This is a genomic window from Fodinicola feengrottensis, from assembly GCF_039530045.1.
Lineage (GTDB): Bacteria > Actinomycetota > Actinomycetes > Mycobacteriales > HKI-0501 > Fodinicola > Fodinicola feengrottensis.
Genome location: NZ_BAAANY010000040.1, coordinates 85,717 through 107,160 on the forward strand (window position 1 = coordinate 85,717; position 21,444 = coordinate 107,160).

Annotated in this window: 20 protein-coding genes; 9 read left to right on the forward strand and 11 right to left on the reverse strand. The window is 66.6% G+C overall.

Annotation, left to right across the window (positions count from 1 at the left end):
* Nucleotides 1-97: 97 nt before the first annotated feature.
* A complete protein-coding gene (locus ABD301_RS37720) occupies nt 98-733 on the reverse strand; it encodes a fasciclin domain-containing protein (RefSeq protein ID WP_344314889.1) in 636 nt (211 codons plus the stop codon).
* 38 nt (nt 734-771) lie between these two features.
* On the reverse strand, nt 772-2,367 hold the full coding sequence (locus tag ABD301_RS37725; RefSeq protein ID WP_344314890.1) for a molybdopterin-dependent oxidoreductase: 1,596 nt from the start codon (nt 2,365-2,367) through the stop codon (nt 772-774).
* Between the two features lie 131 nt (nt 2,368-2,498).
* Here ABD301_RS37725 and ABD301_RS37730 point away from each other — a divergent pair, with 131 nt between their 5' ends.
* Together ABD301_RS37730 and ABD301_RS37735 are read left to right on the forward strand one after the other, a co-directional pair.
* On the forward strand, nt 2,499-3,188 hold the full coding sequence (locus tag ABD301_RS37730) for a sigma-70 family RNA polymerase sigma factor (RefSeq protein WP_344314891.1): 690 nt from the start codon (nt 2,499-2,501) through the stop codon (nt 3,186-3,188).
* Nucleotides 3,185-4,117, forward strand: coding sequence for an anti-sigma factor domain-containing protein (locus tag ABD301_RS37735; RefSeq protein WP_344314892.1), 933 nt, complete (start codon nt 3,185-3,187; stop codon nt 4,115-4,117). The genes ABD301_RS37730 and ABD301_RS37735 overlap by 4 nt, the downstream gene beginning before the upstream one ends.
* A gap of 173 nt (nt 4,118-4,290) precedes the next feature.
* Here ABD301_RS37735 and ABD301_RS37740 read toward each other — a convergent pair whose 3' ends face one another.
* Both ABD301_RS37740 and ABD301_RS37745 read right to left on the reverse strand, forming a co-directional pair.
* Nucleotides 4,291-5,586, reverse strand: coding sequence for a L,D-transpeptidase (locus ABD301_RS37740; RefSeq protein WP_344314893.1), 1,296 nt, complete (start codon nt 5,584-5,586; stop codon nt 4,291-4,293).
* 136 nt (nt 5,587-5,722) lie between these two features.
* On the reverse strand, nt 5,723-6,331 hold the full coding sequence (locus ABD301_RS37745; protein WP_163568450.1) for a TetR/AcrR family transcriptional regulator C-terminal domain-containing protein: 609 nt from the start codon (nt 6,329-6,331) through the stop codon (nt 5,723-5,725).
* Between the two features lie 99 nt (nt 6,332-6,430).
* On the opposite strand from ABD301_RS37745, the gene ABD301_RS37750 reads away from it, so the two are divergent.
* The 4 genes from ABD301_RS37750 to ABD301_RS37765 all read left to right on the forward strand — a co-directional run bounded on the left by ABD301_RS37750 (nt 6,431) and on the right by ABD301_RS37765 (nt 10,645).
* Entirely contained in the window at nt 6,431-7,882 is a 1,452-nt protein-coding gene (locus ABD301_RS37750) for a glycoside hydrolase 5 family protein (RefSeq protein WP_344314894.1), read from the forward strand.
* A gap of 225 nt (nt 7,883-8,107) precedes the next feature.
* A complete protein-coding gene (locus tag ABD301_RS37755) occupies nt 8,108-8,920 on the forward strand; it encodes an SAM-dependent methyltransferase (RefSeq protein ID WP_344314895.1) in 813 nt (270 codons plus the stop codon).
* A 134-nt stretch (nt 8,921-9,054) separates the two neighbouring features.
* Nucleotides 9,055-9,981, forward strand: a complete 927-nt coding sequence (locus ABD301_RS37760; protein ID WP_344314896.1) for a hypothetical protein — start codon at nt 9,055-9,057, stop codon at nt 9,979-9,981.
* 163 nt (nt 9,982-10,144) lie between these two features.
* A complete protein-coding gene (locus ABD301_RS37765) occupies nt 10,145-10,645 on the forward strand; it encodes a hypothetical protein (protein WP_344314898.1) in 501 nt (166 codons plus the stop codon).
* A gap of 62 nt (nt 10,646-10,707) precedes the next feature.
* Here ABD301_RS37765 and ABD301_RS37770 read toward each other — a convergent pair whose 3' ends face one another.
* The 3 genes from ABD301_RS37770 to ABD301_RS37780 all read right to left on the reverse strand — a co-directional run bounded on the left by ABD301_RS37770 (nt 10,708) and on the right by ABD301_RS37780 (nt 15,150).
* Nucleotides 10,708-12,960, reverse strand: a complete 2,253-nt coding sequence (locus tag ABD301_RS37770) for a protease pro-enzyme activation domain-containing protein (protein WP_344314899.1) — start codon at nt 12,958-12,960, stop codon at nt 10,708-10,710.
* A 227-nt stretch (nt 12,961-13,187) separates the two neighbouring features.
* Nucleotides 13,188-13,820 (reverse strand): SDR family NAD(P)-dependent oxidoreductase, encoded by a 633-nt coding sequence (locus ABD301_RS37775; protein WP_344314900.1) that lies wholly within the window; start codon nt 13,818-13,820, stop codon nt 13,188-13,190.
* 64 nt (nt 13,821-13,884) lie between these two features.
* A complete protein-coding gene (locus tag ABD301_RS37780; protein WP_163568441.1) occupies nt 13,885-15,150 on the reverse strand; it encodes a cryptochrome/photolyase family protein in 1,266 nt (421 codons plus the stop codon).
* A gap of 80 nt (nt 15,151-15,230) precedes the next feature.
* On the opposite strand from ABD301_RS37780, the gene crtI reads away from it, so the two are divergent.
* Nucleotides 15,231-16,694: a phytoene desaturase family protein gene (gene crtI, locus ABD301_RS37785; RefSeq protein ID WP_344314901.1), complete on the forward strand. Its 1,464-nt coding sequence runs from the start codon at nt 15,231-15,233 to the stop codon at nt 16,692-16,694.
* A gap of 42 nt (nt 16,695-16,736) precedes the next feature.
* On the opposite strand, the gene ABD301_RS37790 is transcribed toward crtI, so the two are convergent.
* Nucleotides 16,737-17,435 carry a G1 family glutamic endopeptidase gene (locus ABD301_RS37790; RefSeq protein WP_344314902.1) on the reverse strand — a complete coding sequence of 233 codons (699 nt, stop codon included), beginning with the start codon at nt 17,433-17,435 and terminating at the stop codon, nt 16,737-16,739.
* Nucleotides 17,436-17,630: 195 nt separating this feature from the next.
* On the reverse strand, nt 17,631-18,056 hold the full coding sequence (locus tag ABD301_RS37795; protein WP_344314903.1) for a winged helix-turn-helix transcriptional regulator: 426 nt from the start codon (nt 18,054-18,056) through the stop codon (nt 17,631-17,633).
* A 134-nt stretch (nt 18,057-18,190) separates the two neighbouring features.
* On the opposite strand from ABD301_RS37795, the gene ABD301_RS37800 reads away from it, so the two are divergent.
* Entirely contained in the window at nt 18,191-18,559 is a 369-nt protein-coding gene (locus ABD301_RS37800; protein WP_344314904.1) for a VOC family protein, read from the forward strand.
* 56 nt (nt 18,560-18,615) lie between these two features.
* Nucleotides 18,616-19,203 carry a hypothetical protein gene (locus tag ABD301_RS37805; RefSeq protein ID WP_344314905.1) on the forward strand — a complete coding sequence of 196 codons (588 nt, stop codon included), beginning with the start codon at nt 18,616-18,618 and terminating at the stop codon, nt 19,201-19,203.
* A gap of 126 nt (nt 19,204-19,329) precedes the next feature.
* Here the strand turns inward: ABD301_RS37805 and ABD301_RS37810 are convergent, their stop codons facing one another.
* Together ABD301_RS37810 and ABD301_RS37815 are read right to left on the reverse strand one after the other, a co-directional pair.
* Entirely contained in the window at nt 19,330-21,015 is a 1,686-nt protein-coding gene (locus ABD301_RS37810; RefSeq protein WP_344314906.1) for a beta-N-acetylhexosaminidase, read from the reverse strand.
* Between the two features lie 179 nt (nt 21,016-21,194).
* Nucleotides 21,195-21,428, reverse strand: a complete 234-nt coding sequence (locus tag ABD301_RS37815) for a hypothetical protein (protein WP_163568437.1) — start codon at nt 21,426-21,428, stop codon at nt 21,195-21,197.
* Between the last annotated feature and the right edge of the window lie 16 nt (nt 21,429-21,444).

Consider the following 21,444-nt stretch of genomic DNA (forward strand, 5'->3'; position numbering starts at 1 on the left):
GCCGGCCGAATGTCACTCTATGTCTTGGTGATGCCGGTCACCTCTCGTACGCGACTGAGCCCGGACCGACCGGCCCGGGCTCAGCGTTTGCTAGTTGCTATGAAGGCATCAGGACGGTGTCGACGATGTAGACAGTGGCGTTGGCGGTCTGCACGTTGCCGCAGACGACCTTGGCGTTGCCGTTGACCGTCAGGTCCTCACCGCTGCCGGTCACGTTGACGGTGCCCTTCTCGACGGTGGTCTGGGTGCCGATCAACTGCTCAGGAGTGAGTTTCTTGCCGGCCACCACGTGATAGGTCAGGATCTTGGTCAGCAATGCCTTGTCGGCCAACACCTTTTTGAGCTGGTCAGCCGGGATCTTCGCGAAAGCCGCGTTGTCCGGCGCGAAAACAGTCGCGGCCGGCAGGCTGTTGAGGGTGTCGACCAGGCCGGCTGCCTTGACCGCGGCGACCAGGGTGGAAAGGACCGGGTTGGCCGACGCCGCGTTGGCCACCGACGCGCCCGACATGCCCTGGAAGCTGCCGGCGCCGGTCTTGGGCACCGACGCGCAGCCCGAACCGAAGTTCTCCCCTACCGGAGCGGCCGCGGCCGCCGACGTGGGCGGCGCCGCCGGCGCCGACGTGTTGCTCGTGCTGGTCGTGCCACCACTGCAGGCGCTCATCGCCAGCGCCAGGGTGGCGGCCGCCGCGACCATGCCGAGTCGGGCGATTTTGTTGGTGTTCCACGGATTCACGGCGGAACTTCCTTTCCGGTTGTGGGATTTCGTACGAGTCACAGCACGTTGACCGCGACGGTGTGCCAGCCACTGGCGCCATTCGGGAACGGATCGGCGCGCTGGTCGGTCTGCACCGCGCCGGTGCCGTCGGTGGCCCGTACCGCCAAGGACTGAATTCCGGTCCCGGCCGGCACCCATTTCCACCACCACTGTCGCCACGTCTGGTTGTTCGCGGCAGCGGCCAGTTCGGTTTGCTGCCAGTCGCCGTTATTGACCCGAACTTCCACTTTCTCGATTCCGCGGGTCTGCGCCCAGGCCATTCCGGCGACCGCCACCGGCTGGCCGGCGGGTACGTCCACCAGCGCCCCCGGAGTGTCGATGCGGGCCATCGTTTTGATGGGCGCGGTGGTTTTCCACTTTCGCTGCACCCAGTACGGTTTCGGGCCGGTCGCGAATGTCGTCAGTTCCATGTCGACGATCCATTTCGTACCGGACACATAGCCGTAGAGGCCGGGCACAATCATTCGCACCGGAAATCCGTGAATGACCGGCAACGGCTCGCCGTTCATCCCGACCGCCAGCATCGCGTTCGGGGTGTTCATCACCGCGTCGGTCGGAGTGCCACAAGTCCAGCCATCGGCTGACGTGGTGAAGATCTGGTCGGCCCCGGGTCGTACGCCGGCCTCCCGCAGCAGGTCCGCCAGTGGCACCCCCAACCAGCGCGCCTGGCCGGTCAACTTGCCGCCGATTTCGTTCGAGACGCAGGTAAAAGTGATATCCCGCTCGATCAGATCCCGGTTCACCAGCTCGGCGAAACTGATCTCCATCTCGCGGTCGACCATGCCGTGAATGCGCAACTGCCAGTCAGCTGGATTGATCTGCGGCGGCACCACCGCGGTGTCCACTCGATAGAAAGAACTGTTGGTCGTACTGAAAGGAGTCAGGCCCGGCAGTTTCAGGTCCACCCCGGCCGGCAGCGCCGGCGCCGGACTCGCTGGCCTGGCGAACCGCAGTTTTGCCCGAACGGTGGCCACGTTGTAGCGCTGGTCGACCAGGAACTTCCCGACACCATTGCCTACCACGCCAACCGCGAGCGAGATGCCCGCCGCCAAAAGGAAACCACGCCTGTCCAGGCCGGTACGCTCGGTCGGCATCTCGACGGGTTCGGGCTTCTTGCGGCGAATCATCCACCACAGGGCGAAGGCTCCGGCGATGCCACCGGCGATCGATGGCGCCACTACTACGAAAGTGGCGTTCGGAATCGTACGCAGGGCAGCGAAAGCACCTATCAGACCGAACAGCCCGATACCTATGATGCCCAGCTCTCGGCGAAATCCCGACGCCATGCCAATCGCCATCGCCACCAGCGCGACCAGGAGCAACGTCCCGATCATCAGGGCGAGCTTGTCGTTTTCGCCGAACGTACGGATGGCGAATTCCTTCGCCCATTCCGGCGTCAGCACCACCACACCTTGGTCCACCGCACTGACCGGGGCCGTCGCCGGTCCGGTCAGCACGGCAACCAGTTGCCCGACACCGAGCGCGACAGCGGCGGACAGCAGGCCCGCTGCCGCCGCCAAAACGGTGTCGACCAACGAAAACCGGTGGCTGACCTTTGATGTGGGCGGGGTCACGGCCTCATCTGTGGTCATGCCAGTCATTCGCGCCGGCACCGGTTCCGGATTGCCTCCGATATCGTGGCCGGACGCTACAGGGTAGATTTCAGTGAGCGGGCAATCCAAATCGACGGCGCGCACGAATGGTGGGCGTGACGAGGAGCCTGATGGTCGAACCGGAGCGGTGGGCAGGCACCCATGGGGTGCCCGCCGACGCACGCCGTCGCGCGTCGGCGAGCGTGCACGAAGGCAATGACACCGAGGTCAGTGACACCAAGGTGAGCGACACGGAGCTGGTCGCTCGGCTGTTGGAGCGAGACGCGGACGCGCTGGACCTGCTTTACGAGCGGTATGGCCGACCGGCGTACAGCCTGGCCAGGCGAGTGATCGGCGATGACGGCTTCGCCCAGGACGTGGTCCAGGAGGTTTTCCTCGCGCTCTGGAAGGATCCCAGCCGCTACACCGCGTCCCGCAGCGGCTTCGCGTCCTGGCTGCTGTCGATCACCCACCACAAGGCGGTCGACGCGGTGCGCCGCGAGGAGTCGCTGCGCCGCCGCCGGGCCCAGGCCACCGAACAGTTCGCCATCGACCGCGGCGCCCACGAGGTCGCCCATGCTGTCTACGACAAGGTCTGGTCGACGCTGCGCGGCGAAAGAGTCCGCGAAGCACTGCACAAACTGCCCGACCCGCAACGCGAGGCGCTCGTGCTGGCGTACTTCGGCGGATACACCCAACGCGAGGTGGCGGCGCTGACCGACACCCCGCTGGGGACCGTGAAGACCCGGATGCTGACCGGTATGCGCCGGCTGCGCGACCTGCTCGGCGGCGGCTCGGTCACCGACGGGGGTGCGCTATGAGTGAGTGGGAGAACTCCGTCCACCGGGAGTACGAGGAACTGGCCGCCGGCTGGGCGCTGCACGCGCTCGAGCCGACCGACGAGGCCCGCTTCGCCGCCCATCTGCCGCAGTGCGCACACTGCCAGCGGATGGTCGCCGACCTCGGCGAAACGCTGAGCGAGGTGGCGCAGGCGTCACCGGATTCCGAGCCGCCGCCGCAGCTGCGGGATCGGATCCGGCAGGCCGCGCTCGCGGACCTTGGCACGTCCACGCAGGTCACCCACCGTCAGCCGACGGCCGGCCCCGGCACTTCTACTGATCGATCGATGAGTGGTGGGCGCCAGCCTGCTGATCGATCGACTAATAAGCGACCGGCTGCCGTGCGCCCAGAGGCTGTCCGCCCGGCAGACGGCCGACCCGCTGGCCGGCCTGACCGCGCTGGCCGACCCGCCAGCCGGTCTCGGCGGCGGACGCTGCCGTGGGTGCTGACCGCTGCGGCAGTGGTGATCGCGCTCGTGTTGGGCGGCTGGAATGTGGTGCTCCAGCAGCAACAACGCGCTCGTGACCAGGTCGCCGCGCAGCAGCAGGACCTGATCCGTCAGCTGGTACGCCCCGGCAACCGGCTCGCCGCACTGTCCACGCCCGCCGGCAAGCCGATCGCGTATGTGCTGTCCTCGAACGGCCAGCTGGAGATCGTCACGGACGGAATGGCGGCCAACGCGGCCGGCCGCACGTCGTACTGGCTCTGGGCGGTTCCCGGCGGCCCGAACTCGGCCCCTCAGCCGGTGGCCCGCTTCGACGTGACCGGCACCGGCATCGCCGTCCACCAGCTCGGCGCGACCGCTGCCAGCACCTCGGCCGCGGCGGCGTACGCGGTGAGCATCGAACCCGGCCAGGCCCGCCCAGCCAAGCCCACCACCGTGCTGGCCAACGGGACCGTCAACAGCTGACCCTGGCTCGTACGAACCGCCGCCCAGCCCATCCGCTGCGGCGGCGGTTTCGTCCGATTGTCACCACCAAAACCAAACCCGCGGCTCCGGCGGCCCCCGTCGTGACAATCGGATTCCGATTGTCACGACGGGAGCGACTTAAGCCGCGGGTTTCGTAGCGCTAGGAGCAGACCCTACGAAGCCTTCGCGTTGTGGACGAAGGTGGTCGTGGTCGGCGAGCTGGCCGAGGTGGCCGCCAGCGTGGCCGGGTCGACGAACTGGCTGCCGGTCGAGCCGGCCTGGACGGCCTGGTGGGTGGCGCTCTTGCCGAGCACGTCACTCCAGCCGAGGAACCAGTCGGTCCACCCGTCGCCCGGCTCGCCGCCGAGCGGGCTGTCGGTGATCGTTACCGGGTCACCGGGGATCTCCATCTTGTAGTACGACTCGGCGTTGGCCGGCGCCATGTTGACGCAGCCGTGGCTGACGTTCTCGGAGCCCTGCTGGTCCACCGACCAGTACGCGTCGTGCAGGTAGTCGCCGGCCCAGGTGAAGCGCACCGACCACGGCACCTTGAGGTCGTAGTAGCCGGGCTGACCCTTCTTGATGTCGGCCGGGCGCATCTCCACCGGATTGCCCTTGTCGATCGTCAGGTAAGTGCCGTTGGGCGTGTCGTGCCCGCTCTTACCCGTGCTGATCGCCCAGTTGTACGCGAGCTTGCCGTCCTTATAGACCTTCATCCGGTGCGTACGAGTGCTGGCCACCACGATCAGCGAGCGACCGATGGTGAACGTCTGGCTGAGGTTCCCAGCCGCGTACACGCCGTTGGCGCCGGCCACGCCATTGAGGTGCGCGTTCAGGCTGACCTGGGTGTTCGCCGGCCAGTAGTCCCGCGGCCGGAAGTCTAGGTGCTGGCTGTCGATCCAGTACCAGGCACCGACGACCGGCTGCGAGGTGGTGAGCTGCATGGCCTTCTCGACCGCGGCCCGGTTGGTGATGGCCCGGTCGAAGCTCAGCTGGATCGGCATGCCCACGCCGTACGTCCCGTGGCTGCTCTCGGCGATCTGGGTGTCGAAGGTGTGCGCCGGCTTCAGCGTGGTGAAGGTGCTGGTCTGCGTCACCGTCTTGCCGGCCGAGTTCACCGCGGTAGCGGTCACCGTGTAGCTCTTCGCGGTGTTCAGCGCCCAGTTGCTCTTCCAGCTGGTGCCGTCCGGACTGAGGGTGCCCACCACCGTGTCACCAGAGTTCTGGACGACCACGTCCTTCACTTTGCCACCGCTCGCGGTCACCGTGATCCCACTGCCGGGCACCACGTTCTGACTGCCGGTCGCCGGACTTATAGACAACTGGGCCGCTGGCACAAGGGGTTTGGTCGCCGCTGCCGGCACCTCTTTGTCCGCACAGCCGGTGGCCAACAGGCCGACCACCGCCATCGCGGCCACCCCAGCCGTCCACCCGTGCCACCGTCGAGCCACGCCGCTCTCCTGCTGCACTCTCTTCATCCTTCCGATCCACCAGATCCGCACTTATATCATGATCCCACGGTCGCGCCGCCCCCATCGTTGAGACGGTCCAGCTGGGGCCAAGGTTGCCCCGCTTTCCCCGTCGAATACGCGATAAGGCAACCGGTCAGTCGCTGGCCCTCGACGAGCGCATGCCGGCGACCAACCAGCGCAGGCCGGACTCGAAGATCATGTCGGGGTCGGCGGCCGCCTGGGCGATGCTGGCGAGCCCCGGATGAGCGTCCAGCGCACCATCGACGTCGGCGAGCCGGACCCCGTCCTGCTGCTGCTCGACAATCGCCGTGCCGAGCGCGTAGTTGCTGATCACCGCGAAAGCCTGGCCAGCCTCCTGACCGCTAAAACCCGAGCTGACCAGCAGATTCAGAATCCAGTCGAGATAACCCAGCTGGTAGTCGGCGAGCGGCCGGGCGGCCAGCATCAGCAGCGGCCCATCCCGATGTGTTCGGACAGCCTGGCGCTGTGCCCGCCCGAGGTGCATGAGCCACTCGTCCCAGCTGTCGGCGGTGACCTGCGGATCGTCGCCGGAGACCACCTCCAGCATGATCGCCCGAGCCATCTCGTCGAGCAGTTCCTGTTTGTTCTCGAAGTGCCAGTAGAGCGCGGACGCGTGCACATCCAGCTCTTTTGCCAGCCGACGCAGCGACAACGTGGAAAACCCGACGTCGTCGAGCAGGCGCAGCGCGGTTTGGACGATCTGATCTCGGTCGAGTGCCATCGGGGGGTCATCCTACGGGCAATCCCTTGCCTCCTCAACACTGTTCAGCTAGTCTCCTGAACACCGTTCATTGAACACTGTTGAGTTGGAGGGTTTCCTATGCGTACCCACGAAGACCGCATCCCGCCCGGCATCCGGCTGGGTGTCGTCCGAGGGATCAGCTATGGCCTGCTGGGCGAGCCGGAGGTGTTCCTGCCGCAGGTACGCGCACTGGGCGCTGGCACGGTCCGGATCTTCCTGTTCTGGTCGCAGATCGAGCCGGAACCCGGTCGCTACGACTGGACCGCGGTCGACCATTTCCTGGCGCAGTTGGGCGCCGATGTCGAGGCTTGGGTGACGCTCTGCTCGAGCTCCCATTGGGCGACCATCCGCAGCACTGACTTCCTGCCCCCGTCACCGGCCAAGGACCCGGCCGTCTTTGGGGATTTCGTACGTAAAGTCGTGACCCGCTGCGCCGGCCGCGTGACGTACTGGCAATGCGACAACGAACCGTCGGTGCCGATCCTTTTCGCTGGTACGCCCGCGGAATACGTCACGCAGCTGAAGGCTTTTACCGCCGCCGTACGAGAAAGTGACCCAGCCGCGCTGGTCGTCCTGGGCGGTGCGCCGCCCGGCGCCGCCAACGGAGATGACAAGGCGGTTTTCCAGTACATCCTGGAGAACGCTGAGGATGACTTCGACGTGTTCGACGTCCACTTCTACGGCAGCGCGTACGAGATCCCGGACGCCGTCCAGAGCTGCCGCGACCTGATGGCGGCCGCCGGCTACCAGAAACCGATCGTGGCCGGCGAGTACGGCGGGCCGGTGCCGTTCGAGTTCCCGGCCGCTTTCGGCCACCTCGCGCCGGTCATTGAGGCCAGCGGCGGGATGGTCGGCGGCGGCCTGCCAGCCGACTGGACCAACCAGACCACGGACCTGGACCGCCGGCGGCCCGAGCACGACGCGCTGGTCGCGCTGTACGCGCGGGTCGACGACCTCTCGCCGGAGGTGCAGATGTTCGTGCCCGACTGCCCGCCCGCTGCGGCCGCCCTGCTGGACCGGCTACACAGCCGCGATGTGGTCATCCGCAACCTGTTCGCGCTGGCCGCGGGCGTACGCCGGACGCTGTGCTGGAACCTTGGCCCGGAGACGCCGGACCTTCCGGTCACGTACGAGGTGATGGGCTTCCTGTTCGACAGGCTCCGGTTGATGGACTACCAGGACGGCGAGCTCACGCACCGCTATCCGGCCGCCGACACCCTGGAGCTGACCGCGTGGATGCTCCGGGACGCCACCGCTGTCCGCCGGCGCGAGGTGCCTGACCAGCCCGATCTCTTCGTTTTCGAGGTCGAACGGCCGGACCGTCAGCCGCTTCTGGTGGCGTGGGTTCGGCGCCCGGCGGTCACCGGCGAAGACTCCCCACCGGTTGATTTCCAGTGGCCCTGGCCGGCGGAGTCGGCGTACGGAATCGACGCGCACGGCAAGCCACTGTCGCCTCAGGTGGACCACGATCGCATCCATTTCCCGCTCACCGTCGTACCGGTATTCCTGTCCGCGAATCCGGTCGATTAGAACATGCGTACGATGGCCGGTTGGCTGGCTGTTGTTAAGAAACACCCGGCCGACCGTCCATTTCGGACGTCCACACACCGCGTACTGGTAGACAATTCCGATCGTGCAGGATAGGAAGGGAGGACATCCACGGCTGCCGGCGCCATTATTTCCGGAACGGGCCATGGATTCCTGACCTGCCAACGGTTCTGACCCGGCCAGAAGACGACCAACAGGGACCTCACGATGACGGACAGCGACCCGGTGATCGACACCAGCCGGCCGAGCATCGCGCGCGTGTACGACTATGCCCTTGGTGGCAAGGACAATTTCGAGGTCGATCGCCAGGTCCTGACGAACATGCTCGCGATCGACCCGCAGATGCCCACCCTGGCCAAGGAACATCGCGTCTGGTCCCGCAAGGTGGTCCGCTGGCTCGCCGGTGAGGTGGGCATCGACCAGTTTCTGGACTGCGGCTCGGGTTTGCCGACCATGGAGAACACCCACCAGTCCGCGCAACTCGCCAACGGGGACGCGAAGGTCGTCTACGTCGACAACGATCCGGTGGTGATCGCGCACGGCCGGGCGCTGCTGGAGGACAACGCGAACACCCGCTTCGTGAACGCGGACCTGCGGCACCCCGACGACCTGCTGGACAGCAAACCGGTCGCCGGCTTCCTGGAGCTGGACCGGCCCATCGCCCTCATCCAGTGCGCGACCATCCACCACATCGACAAGCTCGAACAACAGCAGTCGATCATGGCGCGCTATATCGACCGGCTGGCCAGCGGTTCGTACGTGGTGCTCACGCACGTACACAATCCCGGCGACGGCGGCGAGGTCAGCCAGCTCGCCGAGCGGATGGAAGCCGCGTACCGCTCCACCAACGCCACCACTCACTGGCGCCCGCGCGAGGAAATCGAAACGCTGTTCGACGGCGTCGACCTGGTGGAGCCCGGCCTGGTTCCGTTGCACCGCTGGTGGCCGGCCGGACCGGCGACCAAGGCGGTACGGCCGATCTTCGACCTCGTCCTGGGCGGCGTCGGCCGCAAGCCTTGATAGCGGCAAAATCTTGATAAATCGGCGTAAACTCACCGCAGATTCTATATGAAGAGATATCTGATCTAGACAGATCTTGTCGGCCGGGGTGATAGTGGGCAGGGCTTTTGTCCGGCCCCGCCGAGGAGGACACCGTGCCCGTTGACCAGACCCTGCGGGTCGTTCCCGATCGGCACCTCCGGCATTTGTTGCGTCACGGCACTTTCGCGCAGGTACTCGATCATGCGATCACTGTTCGCGGGCTAAGCCTGGAACGGGTGCAACACCATCTCGGCGAAGGTGGGGTGCAGGTCAGCCGGACCGCGCTCAGCTACTGGCGACACGGCCGCAGCCGGCCCGAACGCGCCGAGTCGCTTCGGGCCGTCCAGCTGCTGGAGAAAGTTTTGGGACTACCGGCGGCATCCCTGGTGTCGATGCTCGGGCCACCCCGACCGCGAGGCCGCCAACCGCAGGAGCCCGGCACGCTCGACCGGCGCCGGCTGTGGCCGTCGCACAGCCCGTTGCTGGCCGCGCTGAACGCGCCACCGGACGGCCAACTGCGTTATCTCGACGTCCACGAACACGTGCAGGTGGACGAAAACCGGGTGATCAGCACGGTTCGTACCCGGCTGGTGCTGGAAGCTCTGGTCGATCGAGTCGACCGTTGTGTGGTCTACCAGTGGAATGAGGAGCCACACCAGCCGGCGGTCACCGACGTACGGTATTGCCGGCTCGGCCGGGTACGCGGAAATGGCGCGGCCGGAGCGACCGTGAGTGAGCTGCTGCTTGACCAACGGCTGTCGGCCGGTGACCGCTCGGTCGTCGAATACGTGTCGGCCTATCCGTCCGGGCAGGAGCTGACCTGGTTCCACCGCCGCTTCACCCGGCCGGTTCAGCAGTATTTACTGCAGGTCAGTTTTGCTTGCCCAGCACCGGCAACCTGCACCCCGTATCGGCAAAACACCCTCGAAGGGCCGCGCCGGCTGGAGCCGCCGCTGTGGATTGGCGCCTCGAACACGGCCCATCTCGTGGTCACCAACGCTGGACCCGGCATTGTCGGCCTGACCTGGGCATGGGACTGACTCGACAGACCCTCCGGATCGTTTGGTGCACGGGTGGGCAGCTTTCCGGGCCCGAGGGCCACGGATGCATGATCGATATTGCCGCCTTTCACGCCGACTGCCTACCGTGACGGCACCATGCCGGAAACGATCGGCAGACCCACCGCAGACACCTGGATGCCGAGTGCCTGACCCGATCCCGCCCGCACCGGGCCACGACGGACGCCCACCAAGCGATCCGAACTACCCGGCATTCGGATCGCCGGACGCCCACGAGGACACCCGCCCTGGCGGTTTCGGTCAGTCGCCCGCCGGCCTGGACCGACCCGAAGGCTATTTCCAGGCGTACGACAGCGAGGAGCAGCGAGCCACCGGTAGGACAGTTCCGCTGGATCGGGTCTTGGCCCAGGAACGCCAAAAACAAACCGACGGCGAGATCGGCTGCTTGGGGGCAGTGATTGGCCTGATCGCGACGGTGGCCGTCCTGATCGGCAGCTACTTCTGGTGGCTTCCGCTGTTCGTTGAGCTGCACTGGCCTCCCCGTTCGCCCAGTGGTCCCGCAGCGTTTTGCGCGGCTGGCACGGCCGCGCTGTTCGGGTTCCTTTTCATCTGGGTGGTCTCCTTCGTGCTCGCCCGCATCAGGGCGGCAGCACGCCGGCTGGGTGAGTTGTCGCCGCGGAAATAGTGGGCCGTGCTGGCGGGTTCCCGCCTTTGACTGAAGCGGGAACCCTCGCATTGCGCGCGGTTTTAGTAGACGAACCAGGTGAACTGGACCTTGCCGGTGGCCCCGCCGGCGTCGGTCGCGGTGACCGTCGGCTGGAAGGCGCCGGTGGCCGATGGCCGCCCGCTGATCACCCCGCTGCGCGAATCAACAGACAACCCGGCCGGCAGGCCGCTGGCTGACCACGCGTACGAGCCGGTGCCGCCGGTCGCCCGCATCGGGAGCGTCACGGACTGGCCGTGCTGGGTGAACTGCAAGCCCGGGTCAGCGACGGTGAGCTGGCCGCCGGGTGAGCCCCCGGTGACCGTCAACGCGACCGCGGCTGAGTGCGTCACGTCGGTACTTTTCCCACTGACACTGATATTGCTGGTGCCACCGGTTGCTGAGGCAGCGGCCGTCAAAGTCAGTGTCGAGGACTGGCCGGCCGTCACCGAAGTCGGGTCGAAGGTCGCGGTCACGCCGGTGGGCAGGCCCGTCGCGGACAGCGCGACGCTCTCGGCGCTGCCCTTCGTCACGGTCGTACCCACCGTCGTGGTGACCGACTTACCGGGATCGACGGTGACCGAGGAAGGGCTTGCGGACATCGAAAAGTCGTTGGTCGGGGCCGGTCCGGCACCGTTCGCGAGCGGGTCCGCCAGGTTGTCGCCCTGCATCGAACCCCAGCCCGTACACAGGTCATAGCCGGTGCCAGCGTTGTACGTGCCGTTGTTCCCGGCCGTCACGTCCCGGAAAGTCGAGGAATACTGAGAAGACTGAGCGACCGAGTAAACGGTGGGGTTGATCGCACCAACATTGCTCTTCCCGCCGGCCGTGGCTTTTTCGTTGACCATCGCGATATAGCCGGCCCACAGTGGCGACGACAAACTGGTGCCACCCACGTCCTCCCAGTTTCCGTTCATGTAGACCGAAAGCGCGCCGGCTCCATAGTCGGCAAGCAGCGCCACATCGGGCACCGACCGGTACGCGTTGCTGCCGGGCTGCCAGTCAGGTTTGGCGAAAATCGACGAATAGCCGCCGCCGGACCGGGTGTTGCCGGACGAGCCCTGGTTCCAGCACGACTCGGACTGGTAGGTGCCGGCGCTGTCGCTGGTCCGCAGCTGGGTGCCACCCACCCCGGTGAACAGTGGATCGCTGGCCGGGAAATCGGTCTCAACAGTGGAATTGTCGCCGTTGTAGCCGCAGCCGGTCGCTCCCCAGTCCCCGGATGCGGACAGCATCGTGATGCCCTGCGCGGCCATTTGGGTGTACGAGTCGTGTGACGCCTGGATCGGCGCGGACGCGCATTTCTCGCCGTTCAACCAGGAACCGGACAACACCGTGATGGCGTTGTCGCTGGCGATCTTGGCCATTTCGTCCACCCAGGCGCTGTCGGTGTTTCCGGCCTCGTAAACGACCTGTTTCGCGCCCGGCGCGGTGGCCGCGACCGCTTCGACATCGAGCGTGACCTCCAGCTGGTTGCTGCCAGGGCCCGACACTCCGCCGTCGATCGGCACGACGGTCGGCGTCACCGCGGGCTGGCTGTAATAATTCGTCCACGCGGTGAGGTCGGACTGTTTGAAGGCGTCAAATTCGATCAGTCCGACGGTCTGCCCGGATCCGTTGTACGAAGCCGAAAGCGACTTCATCGAATATGCCGTGCGCAGCTGCGCGGGGGTGTATCCGCCGCCCGGGCCGCCCGGCCCCGCCGGCGTACTCACCGGAAAAACGGCCTGCTGATTCGTCAAACCAGCGACGCCACGGATCGTACTGGCCAGTGACGATGGCACCGATGGCGCGGAGTCGTTGGCATAGAAGTGCTGGCCGTTCTTCCCCGCGTAGTCACTGATCCCCGTGCCGAAGGCTGCCTTGACCTGGTCCGCGGTGCCGGTGGCGTCGACCACCTGGCGGTTGCCGGACACCGCGGTCACCGTCAGCCCGCTGTCTTTCAGATACGCCCGCACCTTGTCCACATCGGACTGTCGCGGCCCGAAATACCGGCCGTACTGGTCTGAGGTCAAGTAGTGTCGATAGGCAGGTGACGCGGGATTGCTAACAGCGGCAACGAAGTTGGTGAGTCCTGCCTCGTCGTGTGGCCGCAGCGAAATCGCCAGGCCGAGCCGTTGGCTGGTGCTCAACGGGCCGTCGCGGTGCGACCCGGCCGGCACCGACGGACCGTGGTCGGCCAGCGGCGTTCGAGCGGCGGCGGCCGCCGGACTCGCCGCCGTCAGCGGGGCGAGCGCGGCGATCGCGGCCAGACCAGCCGCGACCGCGGCCGTCCGCCGGAACAGGGCATGCGCCATCGTGTCCTCCAACAAACCGTTGCGACGACCGGACCCGCGGGGCCCGGCTGGACAGACGGCACGGTAGGTCGGACCGGCGGCTGCGGCGCAGGTTTTAGTGAAGGTTCCAGGACTTACCCAAAGGCTCCGGTTCGTACCGCATCGGCCCTGGTCACAGGCCGAACAATGGGCCAGTTGTCAACAGATATCGCCGATCGTCACTGTCCCGTACGAACTCAAAGCTGCTGCTAAACGCGGATCTCGCGTTCCCACTGGTCGCGGGGTTGGGTGTGCAGCCGCCAGTAGTGCTCGGCGATGTCGTCTGGGTCGTACGGGCCGCCTGGAGCGACCGCGCCGCCGACGGTCACCGACGCGAAATGGACGCCGGCCGGGTCGTAGCGCTGGGCGAGCAGGTCGACGAGCGCCCGGATGCCGGCCTTTCCGAGCGACAGGCTCACGTAGTCCGGACTGGGGTCGGGCATCCCGCCGGTGACCAGGAAGGTGCCGGCGCCGCGCTCGACCATTGCCGGAGCGACGTGCGCGGCGGCGGTGATCGCGCCGACGACGTTGACGGCCCAAGCGTCCTTATGAGCACGTACGGACAACTCTCCCGGGGCGTCCGCCTGAATGATCGCCGCGTTGTAGACGACGACGTCCGGCGGGCCCAACTCGGCGGCCGCCGCGTCCAGAGCGGCACGCAGGGCGGTGTCGTCCGCGCTGTCGGCGGCCAGGGCGACCGCTCGTACACCGGTGATCTCATCGGCCAGGGCCTGCGGTTTCGATCGCGAGATCACCGCGACCGGCAGGCCTTCCCGGGCGAACCGGAGGGCGACGGACCGACCAATCCCCGGTCCGGCGCCGATCACCACTGCTCCTGGCATTTCGTGTCTCCTTGCTTGCGCGGCTGAGTCCTCCGCAGGCTAAAGGCTGACACCAATGACAAGGTCAAGCCCGCGGCGCCACCAGCGGCGACGGATATCCCGGCGAACCGCCGAATTTCCACGGCTCATGGACGGCCGCACCAGGCACCGAGGCCAACTCCGGCACATATCGACGGACGTAGTCCCCGTCCGGATCGAAGCGGTACGCCTGCCGCAACGGGTTGAACTGGCGGTTCGGCCGGGTGTCGTTTCCGGTGCCGGCGATCCACTGCCAGTTGCCGGCGTTGTTGGCGATGTCGCCATCGACGAGCAAATCAAAGAAATGGTTGGCGCCGGCCGTCCAGTGCACGTTGAGCTGTTTTGTCAGGAAAGAGGCCACAAGCATCCGCGCTCGATTGTGCATGAAGCCTTCGGCGAGCAGTTGGCGCAGGCCGGCGTCGATGATCGGATAGCCGGTCTGGCCGGCGCGCCAGGCCGCCAACGCGTCCGGGTCGTCCACCCAGTCCTGCCGGCGCGGCCGGTAGTCGCGGGTCGGCAGGTCCGGGAAGGCGGCGGTGACCTGCAGATGGAAATCCCGCCAGCAGAGCTGCCGCACGTACGCCTCGTGCGCGCCAGCCTTCGTCGCCAGCTCGACCGGTGACAGGCAACCAAAATGCAGGTCGGCGGACAGCCGTGACGTGGCGTCGCCGGGCAGGTCGTCGTGCCGGTTCGGATAGTCGGCGATGCCACCGGCCAACCACCGGCTCATCCGTCGACGAGCCATGGTCTCGCCGCCGCCAGCGCCGTCGCCCGCTGGCAGCGACCCAGCGTCGATTCCGTCCGGCAACGTGATCTTCCTTGGTACGGTGTGACAATCTCGCCACTGGGTATCCGACCACGCCCGCCAGTACGGAGTGAAAACCTTATAATGGTCGCCGTTCGCCGGGTGCACCGCGCCGGGCGGGACGACACCGACCGAATCGACCGTACGCAGCGAAATCCGATGCTCAGCGCACGCCGCCGCCAACCGTTCTTCACGTCTTTTGGCGTACCGGCTAACATCCCTGGCGACGACGACGGTCTGCGCGTGCTGGTCCCGAGCCAACCGGATCGTTTCCTCGACCGGATCGCCGCGCCGGATCACCAGGTCACCGCCGCGTCGGCGCAGCCCGTCACGCAGATCCGCCAAGCAATCGGACAGGAACCTCGTCCGGTTCGGCACCGCGAACCGCAAACCCTCGTGCAGCACGAAAAGTGGCACCACTCGCTCGGCCGACCGGCGGGCGAGGTCGAGCCCGGGATTGTCGTGCAGCCGCAGGTCACGGGTGAACAGCAGCACCGCGGTCCGCATCGGCTCTCCTCTTCGTTCGGCCCACGGAACGATACGCTCGGTGCCGGCAGACTTTCTCGCTGGCGAAAGGACCTCGGCGGATGCGCACGGTGGTGGGGCGTACGAACCAGATCGTCGTCGTCGGCGCGGGCCTGGGCGGACTGGCCTGCGCGATTCGGCTGGCCGGCGCCGGGCGACAAGTCACCGTGTTGGAGCGGGCCGACCAGCCGGGCGGCCGGGCCGGTCAACTGGTGGATGGCGGCTATCGCTTCGACACCGGGCCGACCGTGCTCACCATGCCGCAGCTGATCGATGACACTTTCGCCGCGGTGGAAGAAAAGATGTCCGACTGGCTGGACCTGGTCCGGCTCGACCCGGCCTATCGCGCGCACTTCCCGGATGGGTCCACTTTGGACGTACGAGCGCAGGTTCGGGACACCGCCGAGGAAATCGCCCGGGTCTGCGGCCCACGGGAGGCGGACGGCTATCGACGATTTATCGACTATTCGCGGTCGCTCTTCGACATCGAGTGGAACACGTTCATCGATCGCAACCTCGACACCCCGCTCGACCTGCTCGGCCGTCCGCTCGCGCGACTGGCGCTGGCCGGTGGTTTTGGTCGGCTGTCACCGAAAATCAACCAGTTCTTCGAGAATCCCCGGACGCGGCGGATCTTTTCCTTCCAGGCCTTGTACGCCGGCGTGCCACCGCACCGGGCGCTCGCCCTCTACGCGGTCATCTCCTATTTGGACACCGTCGCCGGGGTCTACTTCCCGCGTGGCGGCATGCACGCCGTACCGGTCGCGATGGCAGCGGTGGCCGCGAAACACGGCGTCGACATCCATTACGACCGGGAAGTCACCAGCGTCGAAGTCGTCAACGGACGCGCCCGTGCGGTACGCACCGCGGACGGCGACCGCATCCCCGCCGACGTCGTCGTCCTCAACCCCGACCTCCCGGTCGCCCGCCGCGACCTTCTGAACCGACCGCTTCGACGCCCGCTGCGCTATTCACCGTCGTGCGTCCTGCTCCACATCGGCGCCAGCAAGCACTATCAGGGCGCCGCACACCACAACATCCACTTCGGCCGGGCCTGGCGGCGGACCTTCGACGAGATCACCCGCCAGGGACGTGTGATGAGCGACCCGTCGCTACTGGTTAGCAACCCCAGCCGCACCGATCCTTCGGTGGCGCCAACCGGAAAACAGACGTACTACGTGCTGGCCCCAGTGCCCAACCTGACCGCGCCCATCGACTGGGCGCGTACCGGAAAGCGTTATGCGGACGAGATTTTGGTGGAGCTGGAAAAGCGCGGCTACCCAGGACTGACCGATGCCACCGAGGTCCGCCACCTCGTCACGCCGGACGACTGGGCGGCGGCCGGGATGGCGATGGGAACACCGTTCGCGTTAGCGCACACGTTTGCCCAGACCGGGCCGATGCGGCCGTCGAACCTGCTGATGGAGAACGTCGTCTTTGTCGGCTCCGGAACCCAACCGGGGGTGGGAGTGCCGATGGTGCTGGTCTCTGGTCGACTGGCCGCGGAGCGCATCATCGGGCGCTAGAGATCCCGCACTCATCCCGAGATAAGTACGGGATCAACGAAATCAGATGTGCAGCCAGGTCATTTTGAAGGTGCCGCCGGAAAGTGCTCCGGGCTTGGCCTGCTGCGTACTTCCGTGCGTAATCACCACGGACTGGGCCGCATAGCTGGCGAACGACTTCCCGTCCAGCTGACAGTTCGTGAAGGTCACCGAGCCGAAGTTGTCCACGTGCGTGTCCAACCGCTCCATGATGACCTCAGCGGTGGCATCTTGCGCACCGGAGAGCGAGTCGTGGAACGTCCGGCTCCAGTTCTGCGTACGGTCCGCCAGCGTCAGTGTGTACGAGGTGCCACTGTTGTGAACGACGGTCGCGGTCATGGTGTCGCCGGCCCGGGTGGTCTCGGTGAAGTAGATCGAGTCGCGCGGATACATTTCGTACCACGGCAGGTATTGGGCCTGTCCCGAACTGCAGTCGAGGTCGATGCCGATCTGCTCGACGGTGTTCGTGCCGTAGCCGTCAAAACCGGCCCACACCGAGTTGACGTTTCCGGCGCATTTCACCGTCGGATTGACCCAGGTGGTGGTGACGGTGGTGCCGCCTCGCTCGATCGCGTAGCCGCCCCAGGCGGAGTCCGCGTGGTTGCGGACCTGGGTGTCGGCGGGATGTGGATGGGCGGCGGCAGCGGCCGGGGTGGCGCCGGCGGCGAGCGTCAGGAAGACGCCAATTCCCAATGCTGCGGCGGAAAACACTCTGCGGGTCACGGATCGCGAGGGTGCGGCGGACATGCATGCCTCCATGGCGACGACGCCCGGAAATCCGGGCGTGAGCGGGGGGAACGCTGTGCAGCTTCGCATCCGATAGCGGGGTTGTGCGGGAATAGCAACGAAAAACGGAGATTTTTCGGTATCAGCAAGGGACAAAAGTTGCGTTCGGGTTGTTAAGGGTCGCCGACCGTCCTACTGAACCCTGCCCATTCGTACGAGCCGGACGCTGCCGACCGGCTGGCCGCAGCTCGCGCACACCGTCTTGGGGTGCAACTCGGCGCCGCAGGTGTGTTCCCAGACGGTCGGCGGAGGACCTTCGGTGACATACCGATCGCCCCACTCCATCAGGTTCATAAGGATCGGCTGCAGGGCTTTACCGGCCTCAGTCGGGACGTATTCGTACCGAGGTGGATGTTGCTCGTACTGACGCTTCTCGAGCACCCCGGCCTCGACCAGCTTGCGCAGCCGGGCCGCCAGGATGTCCCGGCTGGCGCCGGTGTTGCGAGCGATCTGGTCGAACCTGCGCTCGCCGAACATCACCTCGCGCAGCGCGAGCAGGCTCCACCGCTCCCCGACCACCGCCAGCGCGTTCGCGATCGAGCACTCCCGGCCGGCCATGCACACTCCCTAGTACGTCCTTAATTCCAACTTAGCACCTGAGCGACCAGTTTTTAGTTAGGAACGAAACCTTCCTAATTGGTCTTTAGGGTTGGTCTCACAGGCAAGACGAACCCAAAGGGAAAGAGCGGACGATGGACTACAAGCTTGAGCTGGTGGCGATCCCGGTGACCGACGTGGACCGCGCGAAGGCGTTCTACGAGCAGGTGGGCTTCCACGCCGACCATGACCACAAGATCAGCGACGACCTGCGGTTCGTCCAGCTGACCCCGCCCGGGTCGGCGTGCTCGATCGCGCTCGGTGTCGGGGTCACCGACATGGAACCTGGTACGGCCCGAGGCGTACAGCTGGTGGTGTCCGACGCGCACGCGGCCCGCAAGGAGCTGATCGAGCGCGGCATCGAGGTCAGTGACGTGCAGGAGTTCCCGTGGGGCTCCTTCGTCTTCTTCAGCGACCCGGACGGGAACAAGTGGGGCATCCAGGGGTTGCCGGACCGAGGTTAGCCTCTTCGACCTTTACCATCGGGTAAAGGACCGAGAGGGGTGGCGAGGTGGCATCCATGCGGACGCGCTCGGGCGGAAGCCTGTTCGGCTGGCGGGGTGCGCTGCTGGTAGCGGCCGCGCTGCTGCTCGGGGCCGGGATCGGGTGGGCGCTGAACGGCCTGATCCTGGCCGGCGGCGCCGATCCGGCGCCGATGCCGAGTCCCTCGCCCGCCCAAAGCGCGCAGGACGGCCACCTCACCTTCCTGGTGCTGTCCTTCGGATGCGGCCTCACCGCGGCCTCCGGCACTCACGCGGAGGGGCAGCCGGACGGGCAGTTCTGCGAGGTCCGGTTGCGAGTGGACAACCACGACCCGGATTTCCACACGTACGAGTCGAAGATCCAGCTGCTGGCCGGGGTGCCGTCCGGCAGCAAGCCGGACTTCTTCGCGATGGCCATCCGGCGGCAGCTGGACACGGTCCAGATCGGCGGCCACGACGCCATCGAGGTCGAGCTTTGGTACGACATCCCGAAAACCGCGCGGCCGACCGGGCTGCACCTGTCCGGCGACAACGACCCGGTCGGATTCCGCGGCGACGGTCCCAGCCTGCACAAACCCGGCGGGGTGCTGGTGCGGATGGGGCCGGAAGACCGCTCTCCCAAGTAGCCCGCTGGCGTCACAATCGGATTCCGATTGTCACAACAGCAACCCGCTGACCAGCGGTTCTTCCGGCTGGCGCGACAATCGGACACCCTCGGCGTACGGGTGCCCGATTGCCAGTGCCCTGTAGTACTAGACCGACCAGGGGACCTGCGGGGAGCGGTAGTAGTTCACGCCGGCCGCGGCCCACCGCGGTGCCTGCGCACCGAGCCGCACCTTGTACGCGTCCCAGTTGTGCGAGGCGGCCGTCGACCAGCCGAGTTCGGCGATACCGGGCAGCCGCGGGAACGCCATGTATTCGATGTCGGACAGCGTCACCAGGGTCTCCGACCACAGCGGCGCCTCGACGCCCGCCACGTCACTTTCCTTGATGCCGTCGATCCGGGTCACCGGATCCCAGTTGTACGAGTCCTTGACCTCGACCAGGCCGGCCCAGTCCAGCCCGAGCGGGGTGCTCTCGGTGTATTTCATGTCCAGGTAAGCCACGTTCGCCGGCGACATGACCAGTTTGGCGCCCTGCGCGACCGCGTTCCGCGCCTTCTCGGTGCCTGGCTCGCTGCCGACGCCGGTGTCCCAATGCTGCGCATAACTGCCGGGCAGCAGGGTGGCCGCGTTGATCTCGTCCCAGCCGATGACGCGCTTGCCATGTGCCTTCAGGATCGGCTGCATCTTGTTCACGAACGTGACGTAATCGGCGTGCGAGGTGCTGTGCGCCTCATCGCCACCCAGGTGATAGAACGCGCCCGGGGTGATCGCCGCGATTTCCCGCACCACGTCGTCGAGGAACTTGTACGTCAGCGCCTTCCCGACACACAGCGAGCTGAAACCCACGTCGGTGCCGGTGTAGAGCGGCGGCGCGACGCCGTCGCAGTTCAGCTCCGCGTACGAGGAAAGGGCCGCGTTCACGTGTCCGGGCGAGTCGATCTCCGGCACCACGGTGATGTAGCGGGCCGCCGCGTACGCCACGATGTCCTTGTATTCCTGCTGCGTGTAGTAACCACCGGCACCGCCGCCAACCTCGGTGCTGCCGCCGTGCAGGGCGAGGTTCGGCCAGCTGTTGATGACGATCCGCCAGCCTTGGTCGTCAGCCAAGTGCAGGTGCAGCACGTTGATCTTGTAAAGCGAGGCGAGGTCGAGGTATTTCTTCACGGTGTCGACCGGGAAGAAGTGCCGCGACACGTCCAGCATCGTGCCCCGCCAGGAAAACCGCGGGTAGTCGGTGATGTGCACCGCCGCCGCGGTCCACGGACCCGGCTGATGGGTGGCGCTTTCCACCTTCCCGGGGAAAAGCTGGCGGAGCGTGGTGATGCCGCGGAACAGTCCTTCGGTGGTGTGCGCTCGTACGATCACCGCCCCGGCGGTCGAGGTGAGGTCATAGCCCTCCTCGCCCAACGACGACGCGCCGCCGAGCGCGAGCACGATCGCCGAGGTGCCCGGCCGGTTCACCGGCACCGGATAGCCGGTCGACCGGCGCAGCACGCCGGCGAGGAACTGGCCGACCGAAGCGGCCTGGCCGAGGGCGACGATCGACGACTGCCGGGTCAACTGGAACGCCGGTCCGGGCAGTTGCCTGAGCGACACCGGAGCCGGTACGAGCTGCGGCAGCGCGGCCGGCTTGTTCTGCGCTGCAGCCGGCGACACCGCCGAGGTCAGGCCGAGGGTGGCGGCGGCGAGCACCGCGACCACGGCGAGGAGGGTACGGGTACGGGTACGGGTACGGGTACGGGTACGGGTACGGGTACGGGTACGGGTACGGGTACGGGTACGGGTACGGGTACGGGTACGGGTACGGGTACGGGTACGGGCAGGTTTGGCCATCTTGTCCAACAACCCCTGTTCCGGCGCTCGTCAGGATGATCGAAAATGCAGGAAACAGCGTCAGCGGGGACATCTTTGAACAGAATGAGAGCAGCCGTCAAGGCCTACGCCGATCTCGTCTTTGACCACGGAAGCCCCAAAAGCCACCTTTAGGGCACTTGATTGCGAACGGTGCTCGCTCAGGCCGACGCCATCGACCGCCCGAGACCGGCTGACCGGTCCGCACAGGAGGGGCATCGATGCGGGCCGAGGACGTTCTCCGTCATTTCCCAGCCGGCATACGCGGCTGTCCGGCACAGTGCGTGCCATTCGTAACAGGAATCGTCATAGCACGTGAAAGGCGCCGCGCACCGGTCACATGCGACAGCGAAATAGGGAAGATCGCCGGCGATGTAGTAGGTATTCCGGGACATGCCGCTCACCTCTTGG

Excerpts from the sequence above, each read along its gene's own strand:
- ABD301_RS37800 (WP_344314904.1), top strand. The coding sequence starts at position 18,191 with ATGGACTACAAGCTTGAGCTGGTGGCGATCCCGGTGACCGACGTGGAC.
- ABD301_RS37755 (WP_344314895.1), top strand. The coding sequence starts at position 8,108 with ATGACGGACAGCGACCCGGTGATCGACACCAGCCGGCCGAGCATCGCG.
- ABD301_RS37815 (WP_163568437.1), bottom strand. The coding sequence starts at position 21,428 with ATGTCCCGGAATACCTACTACATCGCCGGCGATCTTCCCTATTTCGCT.
- ABD301_RS37735 (WP_344314892.1), top strand. The coding sequence starts at position 3,185 with ATGAGTGAGTGGGAGAACTCCGTCCACCGGGAGTACGAGGAACTGGCC.
- ABD301_RS37770 (WP_344314899.1), bottom strand. The coding sequence starts at position 12,960 with ATGGCGCATGCCCTGTTCCGGCGGACGGCCGCGGTCGCGGCTGGTCTG.
- ABD301_RS37795 (WP_344314903.1), bottom strand. The coding sequence starts at position 18,056 with ATGGCCGGCCGGGAGTGCTCGATCGCGAACGCGCTGGCGGTGGTCGGG.
- ABD301_RS37725 (WP_344314890.1), bottom strand. The coding sequence starts at position 2,367 with ATGACCACAGATGAGGCCGTGACCCCGCCCACATCAAAGGTCAGCCAC.
- ABD301_RS37780 (WP_163568441.1), bottom strand. The coding sequence starts at position 15,150 with ATGCGGACCGCGGTGCTGCTGTTCACCCGTGACCTGCGGCTGCACGAC.
- crtI (WP_344314901.1), top strand. The coding sequence starts at position 15,231 with ATGCGCACGGTGGTGGGGCGTACGAACCAGATCGTCGTCGTCGGCGCG.
- ABD301_RS37750 (WP_344314894.1), top strand. The coding sequence starts at position 6,431 with ATGCGTACCCACGAAGACCGCATCCCGCCCGGCATCCGGCTGGGTGTC.
- ABD301_RS37810 (WP_344314906.1), bottom strand. The coding sequence starts at position 21,015 with ATGGCCAAACCTGCCCGTACCCGTACCCGTACCCGTACCCGTACCCGT.
- ABD301_RS37745 (WP_163568450.1), bottom strand. The coding sequence starts at position 6,331 with ATGGCACTCGACCGAGATCAGATCGTCCAAACCGCGCTGCGCCTGCTC.
- ABD301_RS37805 (WP_344314905.1), top strand. The coding sequence starts at position 18,616 with ATGCGGACGCGCTCGGGCGGAAGCCTGTTCGGCTGGCGGGGTGCGCTG.
- ABD301_RS37775 (WP_344314900.1), bottom strand. The coding sequence starts at position 13,820 with ATGCCAGGAGCAGTGGTGATCGGCGCCGGACCGGGGATTGGTCGGTCC.
- ABD301_RS37730 (WP_344314891.1), top strand. The coding sequence starts at position 2,499 with ATGGTCGAACCGGAGCGGTGGGCAGGCACCCATGGGGTGCCCGCCGAC.